This is a genomic window from Leeuwenhoekiella sp. H156 (assembly GCF_052218455.1).
GTDB lineage: Bacteria > Bacteroidota > Bacteroidia > Flavobacteriales > Flavobacteriaceae > Leeuwenhoekiella > Leeuwenhoekiella parthenopeia.
Window position 1 is genome coordinate 2,538,778 of sequence record NZ_CP197499.1, and the last position, 14,934, is coordinate 2,553,711.

13 protein-coding genes are annotated in these 14,934 nt (G+C 41.3%); 11 read left to right on the forward strand and 2 right to left on the reverse strand.

The window, feature by feature from the left end; genetic code table 11:
• The first annotated feature begins 95 nt into the window (after positions 1-95).
• The 8 genes from ACSSS3_RS11100 (at position 96) to ACSSS3_RS11135 (ending at position 9,499) form a co-directional block, all read left to right on the forward strand.
• On the forward strand, positions 96-1,127 hold the full coding sequence (locus ACSSS3_RS11100) for an exostosin domain-containing protein (protein WP_442844674.1): 1,032 nt from the start codon (positions 96-98) through the stop codon (positions 1,125-1,127).
• Positions 1,124-2,134, forward strand: coding sequence for a glycosyltransferase family 2 protein (locus ACSSS3_RS11105; protein WP_442844675.1), 1,011 nt, complete (start codon positions 1,124-1,126; stop codon positions 2,132-2,134). The genes ACSSS3_RS11100 and ACSSS3_RS11105 overlap by 4 nt, the downstream gene beginning before the upstream one ends.
• 292 nt (positions 2,135-2,426) lie before the next feature.
• Positions 2,427-3,443, forward strand: coding sequence for a hypothetical protein (locus ACSSS3_RS11110; RefSeq protein WP_442844676.1), 1,017 nt, complete (start codon positions 2,427-2,429; stop codon positions 3,441-3,443).
• Positions 3,444-3,564: 121 nt separating this feature from the next.
• On the forward strand, positions 3,565-4,677 hold the full coding sequence (locus ACSSS3_RS11115) for a glycosyltransferase family 4 protein (protein WP_442844677.1): 1,113 nt from the start codon (positions 3,565-3,567) through the stop codon (positions 4,675-4,677).
• Position 4,678: 1 nt separating this feature from the next.
• Positions 4,679-5,749: a glycosyltransferase gene (locus ACSSS3_RS11120; RefSeq protein WP_442844678.1), complete on the forward strand. Its 1,071-nt coding sequence runs from the start codon at positions 4,679-4,681 to the stop codon at positions 5,747-5,749.
• Positions 5,733-7,103, forward strand: a complete 1,371-nt coding sequence (locus ACSSS3_RS11125; protein ID WP_442844679.1) for an O-antigen ligase family protein — start codon at positions 5,733-5,735, stop codon at positions 7,101-7,103. The genes ACSSS3_RS11120 and ACSSS3_RS11125 overlap by 17 nt, the downstream gene beginning before the upstream one ends.
• On the forward strand, positions 7,060-8,076 hold the full coding sequence (locus tag ACSSS3_RS11130; protein WP_442844680.1) for a glycosyltransferase family 4 protein: 1,017 nt from the start codon (positions 7,060-7,062) through the stop codon (positions 8,074-8,076). Before ACSSS3_RS11125 ends, ACSSS3_RS11130 begins: the two co-directional genes overlap by 44 nt.
• A gap of 34 nt (positions 8,077-8,110) precedes the next feature.
• Positions 8,111-9,499 carry a sugar transferase gene (locus ACSSS3_RS11135; protein ID WP_442844681.1) on the forward strand — a complete coding sequence of 463 codons (1,389 nt, stop codon included), beginning with the start codon at positions 8,111-8,113 and terminating at the stop codon, positions 9,497-9,499.
• Here the strand turns inward: ACSSS3_RS11135 and lnt are convergent.
• Positions 9,477-11,105, reverse strand: a complete 1,629-nt coding sequence (gene lnt, locus ACSSS3_RS11140) for an apolipoprotein N-acyltransferase (protein ID WP_442844682.1) — start codon at positions 11,103-11,105, stop codon at positions 9,477-9,479. The genes ACSSS3_RS11135 and lnt overlap by 23 nt on opposite strands.
• Before the next feature lie 154 nt (positions 11,106-11,259).
• Here lnt and ACSSS3_RS11145 point away from each other — a divergent pair, with 154 nt between their 5' ends.
• Entirely contained in the window at positions 11,260-12,162 is a 903-nt protein-coding gene (locus tag ACSSS3_RS11145) for a TIGR01777 family oxidoreductase (protein ID WP_442844683.1), read from the forward strand.
• Between the two features lie 60 nt (positions 12,163-12,222).
• Here ACSSS3_RS11145 and ACSSS3_RS11150 read toward each other — a convergent pair whose 3' ends face one another.
• Positions 12,223-12,894 (reverse strand): YceI family protein, encoded by a 672-nt coding sequence (locus ACSSS3_RS11150; protein ID WP_228231550.1) that lies wholly within the window; start codon positions 12,892-12,894, stop codon positions 12,223-12,225.
• 161 nt (positions 12,895-13,055) lie between these two features.
• Here ACSSS3_RS11150 and ACSSS3_RS11155 point away from each other — a divergent pair, with 161 nt between their 5' ends.
• Both ACSSS3_RS11155 and dnaJ read left to right on the forward strand, forming a co-directional pair.
• Positions 13,056-13,622, forward strand: a complete 567-nt coding sequence (locus ACSSS3_RS11155; RefSeq protein WP_442844684.1) for a nucleotide exchange factor GrpE — start codon at positions 13,056-13,058, stop codon at positions 13,620-13,622.
• Between the two features lie 48 nt (positions 13,623-13,670).
• Entirely contained in the window at positions 13,671-14,792 is a 1,122-nt protein-coding gene (gene dnaJ / locus ACSSS3_RS11160) for a molecular chaperone DnaJ (protein ID WP_228231548.1), read from the forward strand.
• Positions 14,793-14,934: the final 142 nt, after the last annotated feature.

Genomic DNA, 14,934 nt, shown 5'->3' on the forward strand with positions numbered 1-14,934 from the left:
AATAGCAGCGGAATTTATTGGAACAATATGTAATTCTTTCGAATGGGTTAAAAAGTATGGATCGATAATCTATCAAAAAACTAAAAAGTTAAACTATGATTTCGCTCTATACGTTTAAGGAATTATTAATTCCAGAAAACAGAACGTATGTTCATCCAATAATTTTTGATCTGCATTATTTTGAGCATGTTGATCAAAGAACGTTGAATAGCTACCAATTAGTTGATCGCGTAGAGGCAGCAGATTTTTTGGTTTTTCCACTTGATATACTTTCAAAGCCGGCTCCCAGATATAAGGAGCATTTAAAAATAATGCACAGCCTGGCAATTGAAAATCAAAAGAAAATGTGGGTTTATACAGGGGGTGATTATGGTAAAACGATACGGGACTCAAATATAATTACCTGGCGATTAGCTGGTACCCGATCTAAAAATGCAGAGAACACCATAATTATCCCAAGCTTTATTAATGATCCAATACAACACCAACAGGCACAATTAAAGTATCTGAACTTCAAAGAAAAGCCCAACATAGCGTTTACAGGTTTTGCAAGTAGTGATTTTTTTATCAATGCGCGTTTTATTGCAGCAACCTTTAAAGCAAATCTAAAAAGAGCTTTACAAAAGGATGATAGTGATCTTCAGTCCTATTTCGTCGCACCTGCGAAAAGGTATAGGGCACTCAAGTGTTTGGAGTATTCTACAAGTATCGAGACTGACTTTATATACAGGGGGAAGTATCGGGATGGCGCAGTAACAATTTCACAACGTCAAAAGAGTACGCAAGAGTTTTTTTCAAACTTAGTTGGGTCTGCTTATACTTTTTGCATGCGGGGATCAGGTAACTTTTCAGTGCGATTTTATGAGTCTTTGGCTTGTGGTCGTATACCCATTTTAATTGATACTGACGTAGTTTTACCACTCGAGAATATAATAGATTGGGACAACACCATTTGCCGTGTCGATCCCAAAAAGAATATCGTTGAGCAAATATTGAGTTTTCATCATTCGTTAAATTCAAAATCCTTTATCGATCTGCAAAAAAACAATCGAGATTTGTTTACCAGTTATTTAGTGAGGCATTCGTTTTTTGAAGCCATCTATAACGAATTAAAAATGAACAAATGAAAATCTGTTTGATCATCTGTACCTACCAGAGGCTTGATGCTTTAAGTACTCTTTTGAATTCGGTGAAAAAGCAGATTAAATATCCTGATCAAATTCTAATCATTGACGGAAGCATCGATGATAAAACAAAATTACAATTTAGTAAAAGCGAGTTTAAAAATCTGGAATACTACAAAGTAGAATCGGCAGACCGGGGTTTGACGCGACAACGTAATTACGGTATTGAACGTGTGAATGATACTGTTGACATTGTCGCATTTTTGGATGATGATACCGTACTTTTAGAGAACTATTTTGAAGAGCTGATAAAGACTTATAGCATACATCCTGATGCTATGGGTGTGGGTGGATATATCACAAACGAAGTAAAGTGGAGAAGAGCAAACAGAGATAAGCCTGACAATCCTGGCAACTTTTACTACGATGGGTATTGCCGTAAAGAAAGTTCCAGATTTAAACTAAGGCGTAAATTAGGCCTGGTTCAGAAAGAACCTCCTGGCTATTATCCGGATTTTGGACATGGGAGGTCAATTGCTTTTTTACCACCATCAGGAAAAATATATCAAACGGAAACGCTAATGGGTGGTGTTTCCAGTTTCCCACTCCGCGTGCTAAAAGAACATAAATTTTCTGAGTACTTTGAAGGCTATGGTTTATATGAAGATGCAGATTTTAGTCTACGGCTTTCCAAATTAGGAAACCTTTATATAAACACCGCTGCGCAGTTGGAACACCACCACGACGCATCAGGCAGACCAAATATGGTTAAGTATGGAAAGATGGTAGTACGCAATGGCTGGTATGTCTGGCGAGTCAAGAATTCTGAGCCAACAATAAGGGATAAGTTAAAATGGTATCAGATTACAGTCTTATTAACGGCAATTAGATTTGTTAATATTTTTACAACTAGGGAGAAGATGAGTGCCTTTCAAGAAGTAATGGGGCGGCTTTCCGGACTTTTATCTTTAATTGTTAATAAGCCCTTGCCAAAGCAATTTAATTACTGACTTTTAAATACAAAGTAAAATAGTTAGAGATACTCGTTGCAACCTAGATAGATTGAAAATTATTTGTGGGTTCCGAAAAGCAAGTATTTGCAGAAAATTTTCAAAGTTGGCTTCCACTAGTTAAAGTTCTCGTGATTGAACTCCACAATAGTATCAATTCCGGATCATCAAAATCATTGCTTACTTCATTAAAATGATATGAACATCGAAATGAGTAAGAATAATGAAAACCTCATATTTTCTTTTGAACAACACTAGTTTTGAACCTTTTTAGGATAAAAATAATAAATGAATGAAGCTTAAATTAGCAACCTGGACACATCATCTTAATCATTTGCTATATTCCTATTTATGCCATTGCGAAAAAAATAGGCTTAAAACCAATATTGAGTATGAACCTGCACTAGCACACAACGGCGCATTGCTTGAGATTGATAGCCTTTCTATATTTTTTGATTATTCAGACAGTCCCGTTTTTATTGCTGACCGAAGTGCGTATGACATTTACTTTAAACGGTCTTTGAGGAAATCTGATCAAGGTTCAAAAATTTTTCCTCTAAATTTTAATGTACCTATTTCCTACAAACCATTCTTGTTGTTATCAAAACTAAAGTTGGAATTTTTGATGGCTAAATCTAATAGGAATGAATGTGTCCGCGCACTTGATCGCTTTAGCTGGTTGACAAACTCAAGTCATCATATATTTGATATCCGAAAATTTCCAAATCAAGTTTCGGATAATAATGGAAGCATTATTTTTTGTACTAGGCTTTGGAATCCCGACAATAACGCAGATTACGAAGAAAAAAATCGAAGAGAGATTCAAAACCAATTTAGAATCGAGGCCTGTCGGATCATCAAATCAAACTTCAAGCGCGCAAGGGTAGGTTTATTTTCTGACGATTTTTCTAAAAGAGAAGCTCCAGATTTACTATTGGATGAGTATTTATCTAAGAAAAAAACATATCTGAAAAGCCTAAAAAGCTTTGATATAGGGGTTGCAGATGCAGGGCTGAAAGATTCTCCAGGTTGGAAGATAGGTGAATATTTATTAAATGGAATGGCAGTGGTAACAACACCTCTGGACATATGCGTTAATGATTTTGAGAAAAATAGAAATTATAAAGAGCTAAGTAATAGGTCGGCAGCACAGGAGATACCAGAGATGATAGAAGAATTATTGATTGATAATAACTATCAGTGGCAAGGGAAAAATAATTTAAAGTGGGCACAGGAGTACATAAGTCCCCATAATTATTTCTCCAGAATTTTAAAAATTATAGAAGATAGTAATTTGAACTTATTATAAAACTTTTGTCAGTTTCATGTACTTATTTCCTTCCAGCTTCCGACAAAAAGGGAGCGTTTAACGAAGCAACCGGCAGGGTCGTGGGTTGGTGGAGTTTACTGTTTAACAAGCCCCAACATCGGTGAAATTTGCTGTAATTACCCATATTAAGCATTTCAGGGAAAACGGGGATTACTATTCCTACGCTCCTTACGTACGGGAGATGAATCTGTGGTTTCAGCACGTAGATGAGGTTCTGGTTGTGGGTACATTCAGTTCAGAAAAGCCGGGGGCTATTGATTTGCCATATCTTGCGAAGCAGCTCGATCTTAGGCGGGTTCCTGATTTTGATGTGCTCGGATTACAATCCATGTTGAAGACTTTAATCCTGCTTCCGTCAATTCTAAAAGTTATTTATAAAACCATGCAGGAGGCAGATCACATCCATTTGCGTTGTCCGGGTAATATGGGTTTGCTGGGGGCATTGGTTCAGATTTTCTTTCCGCATAAACCCAAAACAGCAAAATACGCCGGCAACTGGAAACCCGGTGCAAGGCAGCCAAGGAGTTACCGCTTTCAGAAATGGATATTGAGTAATACCTATTTGACCAAAAATATGCAGGTGCTGGTTTATGGGGAATGGCCGAATCAGACACCCAATGTCAAAGCCTTTTTTACAGCCTCTTACAGTGAAAAAGACAAAGCCGAAATTCCCAAACGCAAGTACGATTTACCCCTACGTTTCCTTTTTGTAGGAAGCCTTTCGCCCGGCAAGCAACCCGTGTACGCTTTAGCATTGGTAGCCGAACTAATCGAACGTGGATTTCCTTCAGAATTGCATGTATATGGGGAAGGGCCGGAACGCGAAAAGTTGAATAAAGTCGCTAAGGAACTTAACGTCGAGCGCCAATTGTTTTTACACGGAAATCAGCCTTCAGAAGCCCTTAAAGAAGCCTACACCAAGAGTCACTTTTTGATTTTACCTTCAAAAAGTGAGGGCTGGCCCAAGGTGGTGGCCGAGGCGATGTGGTGGGGCGTGATTCCTATCGCTACTCCGGTTTCCTGTGTGACCTGGATGCTGGATTCCGGAAAGCGTGGCGTGCTTTTACAGGTTGATTTAGATAGCGATGCCCAAAAGGTTCAGGAGCATTTACTTGATAAACCTAAGCTTAAAACTATGGCTGCCGAAGCGGCAACCTGGTCTCGAAACTATACTTTAGAGCGTTTTGACGCTGAAATTAAAAAACTGCTTTAGCGTGCGTATCCTGCAACTTATAGATAGTTTGGAAATTGGCGGCGCCGAACGTATGGCGGTAAATTATGCGAATGCCCTGCAGAGACGTATAGCGGTTTCCGCCCTTTGTGTCACGCGGAAAGAAGGTGATTTAAAGGCACTGATCGATCCTGAAGTACAGTATTTGTATCTGGAGCGAATGCGTACATTGGATATTTTAGCTGTATTACGGCTGAAGCGTTTTATTCAAAAGCATAGAATTGAAATAGTTCAGGCGCATGGAAGCAGTATTTTTATTGGTGTTTTAGTTAAGATAATGACTCCCGGTCTTAAGTTGATCTGGCACGATCACTACGGCAAAAGTGAGTTTTTAGCAGCGCGAAAAGCAACCGGGTTAAAACTGATGTGGTCGTATATTGACGGGATTTTTGCAGTTAATGAAAAACTCAAAAACTGGTCGATAGAAAGGCTGAAGGTTAAAAAAACCTTCTACATTAAAAATTTTATAGCGGAAGCTTTACCCTTTGATGCAGACTTTAAGATTTCCGGAGCTAAGGGAAAACGCATGGTTTGTGTGGCTAATTTAAGGCCTCAAAAAAATCATCATCTGCTTTTAGATGCTTTTAAACTGGTTTTGGAACAGGATACGGCTTACACCTTACACCTTTTTGGATCTGTACCCGATAGTCTATATGCAAAATCTCTTATTGAGCGTATAGAAGCAGAGCCCTTCTCAAAAAGCGTTTTTTATCACGGGACCTACTTAAAAATGTCTGCTATTTTACCGCATTTTGATATAGGCGTTCTATCTTCAGTTTCGGAAGGCTTACCTTTGGCCCTACTCGAATACGGCCAGGCAGGAATACCGGTAATCACCACAGATGTCGGGCAGTGCAGAGCAGTACTAGGGGATTTCGGGAAGTTGGTTCCTGCCAACAATTCTGCGGCATTTGTTCAGGCTATTCTAGAATCCCGTTTGGAGAAAACCCATATTCAGGAAAGCGCAAAAAAATTAAGAGATCGCATTCTTTTGGAATACGGGGAACAAGCAGTGATTCAGGAGGTCGTTTCAAAATATGTTGAAATTATTTAAAAACCATAACAAATTATACCTGCAGCTCGTGGCATTGCACATCGGGATCGGTTTTGCTATTTATTTGTTTCGGTTTTTAGGCCTTTTCTATTTTTTAGGCTCCATTGTTTTTTTTGTGCTCTGGGTTTTTCAATCGGGGAACAAACAAAATCAGGCGCTTCTCGCTGCTGCCTATATGACCGCTGGGGAGGTGTTTTTCAGAATGACCGGGGGGAGCATCATCCCCTGGGAAGCCGGGAAGTATTCGGTTATTTGTTTTATTCTGTTAGGCCTGTTTTTCAGCGGAACCTCCCGTAAATCCGCACCGTATTGGTTGTATTTGTTGCTACTGATTCCGGGAGTCATTTACGCAGCTTCAACGCTTAATTTTGATACCAACGTGCGCAAGGCGATAATTTATAATCTCAGCGGACCTTTCTGTCTTGGGATTGCAGCTTTGTATTGTTACGATCGGCGTATTTCAAAAATGCAATTGCATTACCTGGTCTGGTGCCTCTTAATGCCGGTACTTTCCCTGGGAATTTATTTATTCTTTTACACTCCGGACACGCGTGAAGTTTTAAATGGCACACAGTCAAATTTCGCATTGTCCGGAGGTTATGGGCCCAATCAGGTAGCTACTGCTTTGGGTTTGGGCATGTTTGTCTTAGTGGTTCAAATTTTTGTTAATAGTAAGAATAAGCTCCTGTTCTTTCTCAATTTGGGCTTGCTGATGTTTTTAACCTACAGGGCAATTATAACCTTTTCTCGGGGAGGGGTGCTCACTGCAGCATTAATAAGCATCGCTTTTATAGTGATCTATTTCCAGGGGGTCCCGGCACGAAAAAAAGGCGCAATTTCTTTTTACCTGATGGTGATAGGCGGGGCAATCGCAATGACCTGGCTGATCTCTTCTGCACGTACAATGGGGCTCATTGATTTACGCTATGCCAATAAAGATGCTGCGGGTCGTATTAAAGAGGATCTCTCTACGGGCAGGCAGGAACTTATAACTTCCGAATTGACCTTTTTTGTTAACAATCCTATAATGGGGATCGGTGTCGGTAAAACCAAAGAATACCGCGAAGAAAAATTAGATATACTTGCAGCTTCCCATAATGAAATCAGCAGGTTGTTGTCTGAGCACGGCGTGTTTGGACTTATCGCGTTAATTATTTTGATCGTAACACCGCTTTTTTACCGTATTGGTAACCGAAAGAATTACCTGTTTTATTCGTTTTTAGGTTTTTGGTTTTTGACCATAAATCACTCTTCCATGCGTGTGGCTGCACCAGCCTTTATCTACGCACTTTCCCTGCTAAATGTTGTACATGAAAAGAAGAATACTCTACCTGGGAAACAAATTAGCGCATAAGGGTTTTACCCCTACAAACATTGACACGCTGGGACCGCTGCTGGAGCAGGAGGGATACGACTTGTTTTATGCCGGGACAAAAAAGTCTAAGCTCCTGCGCTTTGCCCAGATGGTACAAATGATCTTAACCTATCGTAAGCAGGTAGATTATGTGCTTTTAGACACCTACAGCACGCAGTATTTCTGGTTTGCGTACACTGCAGCACGATTATGTAATCTGGTTGATCTGAAATACATTCCCATTTTGCACGGGGGCGATTTACCCAAACGCCTTTCCAAAAGCCCTAAATCTGCCCGTTTCCTATTTGGGCAGAGTCATAAAAATATAGCCCCTTCCCGGTATTTGAAGGAAGCTTTTGAGAAGGCGGGTTTTTTCAATGTCGAAGTGATTCCAAACAGCATTGATCTTGCAGATTATCCGTTTAGGGGAAAACGCCCCTACACTGCGCCCAATCTATTTTGGGTACGCTCGTTTGCAGAAATTTATAACCCGATGTTGGCACTAAAGCTGGTCGAAAGATTGCTTAAAGATTACCCGATGACCGGTCTAACTATGGTAGGGCCCGATAAAGACGGGAGTTTAGAGCGATGCCGAAGCTATGTGTTAGCGCAAAAGCTTCCGGTTGTATTTACCGGAAAATTGTCTAAAGCCCAATGGATATCCCTTTCAGCTGACCACAACCTGTTTTTAAATACAACCCATTACGATAATACCCCGGTGAGTGTTATCGAGGCAATGGCTTTAGGCCTGCCGGTTGTTTCCACAAAAGTGGGGGGTATTCCCTATTTGATTCAGGATGAGATAACAGGACTCTTATACAATGACGATTCGCTCGAGCAGCTACACGAGGCCGTAATCCAAATTATGACCAGGCCTTCTTTAGTCGAAAAGATGATTTCTAATGCACGGGAACGGGTTGAAGAATACAGCTGGCAACATGTAAAATCAATGTGGCATAAGCTTTTGACCTGAAATAAGTTATATTTGCGGCAAAGCTCACCCCTAAATGAATTGGATCCCTAAAATCCATTTTGAAATTTCAGAGCGTAAGATCTTATTGCGTTTGTTTGATGTACTCTTCATCTTTCTTACGTTAGGTCTGGTTTCAAAATTTTTCAACTTTGATTACTTCAACCTGTCTGCCACGCGGTGGACCTGGGCCTTACTTCTTATTCTTTACTATTTTGTTTTTGCTGCAATTTTTGAACTGTATGATTTGCAAAAAGCAGCCTCATTTCAAAGTACCCTTAAGAATGGTGTTCTTGCAGTAAGTTCAACCGTTCTGTTCTTTATTCTCACCCCGTTTTTTACTCCGGTTCTCCCTGAAAACCGCCTGCAGATTGTTATTTTCTTCCTGGCAATCATCGGTGGTTTGCTGATCTGGAGATACGCGTATATCAGTCTGATTTCGGCACCTCGTTTTAATAAACGTATCGTTTTAGTGGGCAATAGCTTTGATATCAACCTTATTGCAGAAAACCTGCACAAGGCAGACCCCAATTACAGGGTAATTGGCTTTGTAAACACCGATGAGATTAAGGCTTTAAATTTTGACCGAAGGTTAAAACCAATCGAGGTTAAGGATTTAGTTAAGGCAATAAAACGGTATTCCGTTTCTGAGATTGTGGTTTCCAGTACTTCTAAAGGCGTGAGCGTAGAGCTATATAACCAATTGATCAAACTGCTTGAGGAGGGTTTTCCCATACGCGAGTACACACAGGTTTACGAAGAGATCACGCATCGTGTACCGGTACAGCACGTAGAACGGGATTTCTACAAATACTTCCCGTTTAGCCGAAGTAATAAAAATCGTTTTTATCTTTTTATCAGTAGTTTTTTCAACGCGATCTTCGCAATACTGGTGCTTTCATTGACCATTCTTTTACTTCCGCTTATTTTAATTGGAAATGTTTTGGGCAATCGCGGTCCTTTATTATACCGTCAGAAGCGCGTGGGGATGAATGGAAAGGTTTTCGAAATTATTAAATTTCGAACCATGGTTGTCAATGCCGAAGATGCCGGGGCGCAGTGGGCCTCAAAAGAAGATAAGCGCATTACACCTTTCGGGAAATTTTTACGGAATACCCGTCTGGACGAAATCCCTCAGTGCATCAATATTCTTAAAGGCGAAATGAGTCTTATTGGCCCCAGACCCGAACGTCCCATTTTTGTGAAAAAGCTTTCTGCGGAAATTCCATTCTACGAAATACGCCATGTGGTTAAGCCGGGATTAACCGGTTGGGCCCAGGTGCGCGGGCGTTATGCAGAGTCTGTAGATGATACGCTCGAAAAATTACAGTACGACCTTTACTACATCAAGCACCGGTCGTTCTTTCTGGACCTGAATATTCTGCTCAAAACCATTAGTACGGTTATTTATTACCGCGGTCAGTAAGTGGTTTTTGGGGTTTTTTAAAAAACGACCAGATCAACAGAACCACTGCAATAAGCCCCGCCCCGCGAGCCAGATAATCGCCATAACGCACGTAAAAGGTCAGGCCGTTATTAGCATTAAGCGTTCCTTTTAAGCTTCCCTGCAACTCGTAACCCTGTGTTTTGGTAATTGTTCCTTTCTGGTCAATAAAGGCAGAAATCCCGGTGTTTGCGCTTCGCGCGATACTACGCCGGGTTTCGATGGCCCGCAGACGGGCATAATTCAAATGCTGTTTGTGACCCTGAGTATTACCCCACCAGGCATCGTTTGTGATAATGGCTAAAAACTGAGCACCTTCCGCTACATAGCCTGTTACAAATTCGCCAAAAACCGACTCGTAACAAATCACCGGTCCCACCTGAAGCCCCTCTGCACCCTTGAAAACACCCCGGTTTTCCTGAGTGGTTTTCATAGATACCGTTCCGCCCAGATCGATCATTACATCGCCAAGAAGGGGCTTTAAAATGCTTTGGTACGGAAAGTTCTCAACGCCTACTACCAGCTTACTCTTATGATAAATTTGTGTGGAATCTAAGCGATTCAGCATAAAAGCCGAATTGAAAAAATCTGCATAGATGGGATTTCCGATTCGGTTATAGCCCATAAAGTTGGTTGTGGGCAAAATGTCTTTTTCGTTTTCATACAGTCTGAAAAATTGAATACCCGCCAGATAGTTGAGGTTTGGATATTGAGACAGGTATTCAGAAGCCCGGGATCGCTCCGGGCTGTATTCAAAATCCCGAAGGTTTACTCCTGCGCCTTCGGCCAGCACCGTCTCGGGAGCAATTAAAAAATCGGTATTTTGAGTAAGTGTTGTGTCTGCGATGCTAAACAGCAGATCAGCAATGCGCTCGTTTGTGGTGTTATACTTTTCGGTATAGGGATCAATGTTGGGCTGAAGCAGGACGATCTCTACAGGATTATCTGCTTCGGTATAGGTATAAAACATAGCCTGCCCTATCCCGATGGGGATCAAAATTAATAAGGTGGCAAGTACGAGTTTGTTGAAGAATTTTTTTCGGTTATGCGTTTCAGCAAAATGAAAACCTGCACTAAATAAAAAGGCATTTACAACCCAGACCCAAAGCGTTCCCCCAAAAGTTCCCGTGTATTCGTACCATTGAATCCAACGGGTATAGTCGGCAAAACCATTTCCCAGATTTAACCAGGGCCACGCAAATTCCCAGTTAAGATGCATAAACTCAAAAAGCATCCAGGTTGCAGCGAGAAAGACAAGACTTAGATGGCGTGCAAATCGCTTGCGAACACGTACATACAACAGCCATACAGCAGTCATCAGCAGGGCGTTTGCCAGCACGGCAAACCACATTCCAAAAGGCGTTGAATTGTAGAGCCACCAGGTTGTGATGATATTGAAGATAAAAAAAGACAAATAGGCCAGCCCAAATATTTTTAATACCGGGCGGGATGATTCTGATTGCAGCAGCCTTTCGGTAGCCCAGAGTAAGGGGACAAACCCAAAAAACAAAAGTCCGGGAAAGCCGTAGGTGGGCCAGCCCAGGGCAAGTACTAATCCGGAAAGAATAGCCAGCAGCAGATTTTTCATACGATACGTGAATCTGTTATTGCGTTGCAAGTTAAGTCAATCTCTTTTTTAGCAAAGCCGTACTTCATAAATATAACTTTTAAAGGCTGTTAAAGCTATTTAAAAAATGTTAGTAAGACCTGCGCTTAATGCTAACTTAGAGAAAAATTACTTCATGAACATTTTAATCACCGGTGCCACCGGACTCATAGGACAGCATCTGACACAGCAGCTCCATCAGGCAAAGCATACTGTGCATTACCTGACTACCAGTAAGGATAAAATTGAAAATCAACCCAATTACAAGGGGTTTTATTGGAACACCCGAACCCGTGAAATAGATCCTGCCTGTCTGGAGGGCGTGACCACAATAGTTCATCTGGCAGGAGCAAGCATTGCAGAGCGCTGGACAGACGATTATAAAAAAACTATTCTTAACAGCCGTACCGAAACTGCTGCGATGCTGCTGGAAACCTTAAAAACACATGAAAACCAGGTCAGCCATTTTATTTCTGCAAGTGCAATTGGGGCCTATCCTTCTTCCAGGACCGAAATTTACACTGAGTCTTATCCTGAATACAATCCGGGTTTCTTAGGAAAGGTTGTGGAGGAATGGGAAGCTTCGGCAGACCATTTTAAAAGTTTAGGAATTCGGGTTGCAAAAGTACGGGTAGGTGTTGTTCTTGCCGAAAAGGGCGGAGCGCTTGAACAGTTGATCAAACCTATAAAAATGTATGTAGGAGCGCCCCTGGGAGATGGGAAGCAATGGCAATCCTGGATTCACGTGGCAGATCTTGCGGGTATCTTTAAAACCCTAATTGAGAATAAGCTGGAAGGTGTCTACAATGCAGTAGCTCCACATCCGGTTACCAATGAAACCCTTACCCGCGAGGCAGCTCAGATTTTAAATAAGCCCTTAATAGTCCCTAAAGTTCCTGCTTTTGCATTAAAGTTGTTGCTGGGGGAGATGGCGGCTATTGTTTTAGAAAGTCAAAAGGTTTCCGGCGCTAAGATTGAATCGGTTTATGACTTTAAATTTACCCAACTCAATCAGGCTCTGAAGAATTTATTGGGCTAAAAGACTCCAAACAAAAAAAGCTGCCCGTTGAGGCAGCTTTCTTGATTGGGTATTAGAGTATTACATTTGTTGAGTAGCAACAATCTTAAATTCTAATTGAATCTCATCGTTGATAAACTTGTCACCTAAGTTGTCAAAAACAGACTTGGAACCGTAGTTTACACCCCACTCGGTACGATCAATAGTAAAAGGCTCAGACTTTAAAGTCATAGTGTTGCCGGCTACTTCGTACATTACAGGAAATTCGATGTTTTTCTTGGTTTCTTTAAGCGTAAGGTTACCAGACATCATTTTCTTACCGTCTTTTTCAGTAACACCGGTGATTTCAAAAGCAGCAGTTGGGAACTTTTGTACATTAAAGAAATCTCCTTCTTTACCTTCAACAGTACCTTTTAAGTGATCTTCAAGACTTGCTTTTTGGTCTCCTTCAAGGTCAGTTACCAGAATAGAAGTCATATCGATCAAAAAGCTTCCGCTAATTACACTGTCTTCAAGACGCACAACACCTGATTCTAATTTTACAGTACCTGTGTGAGTTCCGGTTGGTTTTGCACCTTCCCATGCGATCTCAGATTCATTTTTATCTACCATATATTTAGCAGCTTCAGTAGATACTTCTGCAGCGGCTTCGGCCTCAGCAGCTTCTGTTTCATTTTTAGCCTCATTTTTACAAGAAACTACAGCTGTAAACAGCACAGCCAGAGTAAAAAGACTTAATAATTTAATTTTCATTATGATGTTTTTTTAAGTGTTAATTAAGGCGTAAAATTAACAGAATAGCAGGGAGTTCTTCTTAAATAATCTATAAAATAATTGCGGTGACATTTTGACATTTTTGTATTAATGGCAGTACTTTTGCCTCCCTTAAAGAAATTTGAAGTAAAGACGATACCATGAGTTCAGAAAATAAAGAAGAGATTATAAACGAACACGACGATAATCAGGCGGTTGAGACGCAGGCAGAAGAGCAGGAAGCTCAGGGCGAAACAGATCATCAGGAAAGTGAAGCTGACGAATTGAAGCGTTACAAAGAAGAACTGGAAAAAGAGAAAGATAAATTTTTACGCCTTTTTGCAGATTTTGAAAATTACAAACGCCGCACCGGTAAAGAACGTATTGAAATGTTTAAAACTGCCGGTCAGGAAGTGATGCAGGCTATGCTTCCGGTACTTGATGATTTTGACCGCGCTATGGTTGAGATTGAAAAGGCTAAAGACAAAAACCTGAAAAAGGGGGTTGATCTAATCAGCAATAAACTGCGCGAAACCCTTAAAGCAAAAGGGCTTAAGCAAATGGAAGTAAAGGCAGGTGATGTGTTTGATGCCGAGATTCACGAGGCGATCACTCAAATTCCTGCACCCAAAGATGATCTGAAAGGTAAGGTTGTTGATGTGGTTGAAAAAGGCTACCAGCTGGGAGATAAAATCATACGCTATCCTAAAGTAGTTGTAGGACAGTAAGCAGCGGGTTGAGAAAAAGAATTTAAGTTTTAAGAAGCAGATAGAGGGATGAAAGAAGATTATTACGACATACTGGGAATTAGCAAAAATGCCACAGCGGCAGAAATTAAAAAAGCGTACCGCAAGAAGGCGATAGAATATCACCCTGATAAAAATCCAGGAGATGATAAAGCTGAAGAAATGTTCAAAAAGGCCGCAGAAGCCTATGAGATTCTGGGTGATGAGAACAAGCGTGCGCGTTACGACCAGTATGGCCATCAGGCATTTGAAGGTGGCGGTTTTGGCGGCGGCGGCATGAATATGGATGACATCTTCAGTCAGTTTGGCGACATTTTTGGCAGTGCCTTTGGCGGCGGAGGTGGCTTTGGCGGTTTTGGCGGCGGCTTCGGCGGTCAGCGCAGAACCAAAGGAAGCAACCTGCGCATTCGTGTAAAACTTACTTTAGACGAAATCGCAAATGGCGCCGAGAAAAAGATAAAAGTTAAGCGTAAAAAGCAGGCTTCCGGTACAAAATTTAAAACCTGTACCACCTGTAACGGTAGTGGGCAGGTTACACGTGTGACCAATACCATCCTGGGCCGTATGCAAACAGCTTCACCCTGTACCACTTGTGGCGGTAGCGGTCAGATCATAGAGTCTAAAGCTGCTGATGCCGATGCTCAGGGAATGAAAACGGAAGAAGAAACCGTTTCAATCAAAATCCCAGCAGGTGTTGTAGACGGGATGCAGCTTAAAGTGACCGGGAAAGGTAATGAGGCGCCCGGCAACAATGGCATTCCGGGAGATTTGCTGGTGGTGATTGAAGAAGCCGAGCACGAGACGCTTAGCCGTGAAGGCGATAACCTGCATTACGATCTGTACATCAGCGTGCCCGAAGCTATTTTGGGTACCAGCAAGGAGATTGATACCGTAGGAGGTAAAGTACGCATCAAAATAGAAGAAGGTACGCAAAGCGGAAAAATTCTGCGTTTGCGCAGTAAAGGAATTCCGTCGATAAATGGTTACGGAAGAGGCGATCTTTTGGTTCACGTAAATGTGTGGACACCGAAAAATCTCAACAAGGAACAGCGCGAATTTTTTGAGAATATGCTCGATGACGAGCGCTTCTCACCACAGCCGCAACGGGAGGATAAATCCTTTTTTGAAAAAGTAAAAGACATGTTTTCTTAGAATTTAAGACCTTATTAAGAAAAATGTGTATATTTGAACATCACTAATCACTAGTTAGTGATATTTTTCTTTTTCATAGCAATTTTTTTCCCATCCTTAATTTACGTTAAGGGTGGGTTTTTGTTTTAGGGCTATTTCAAAT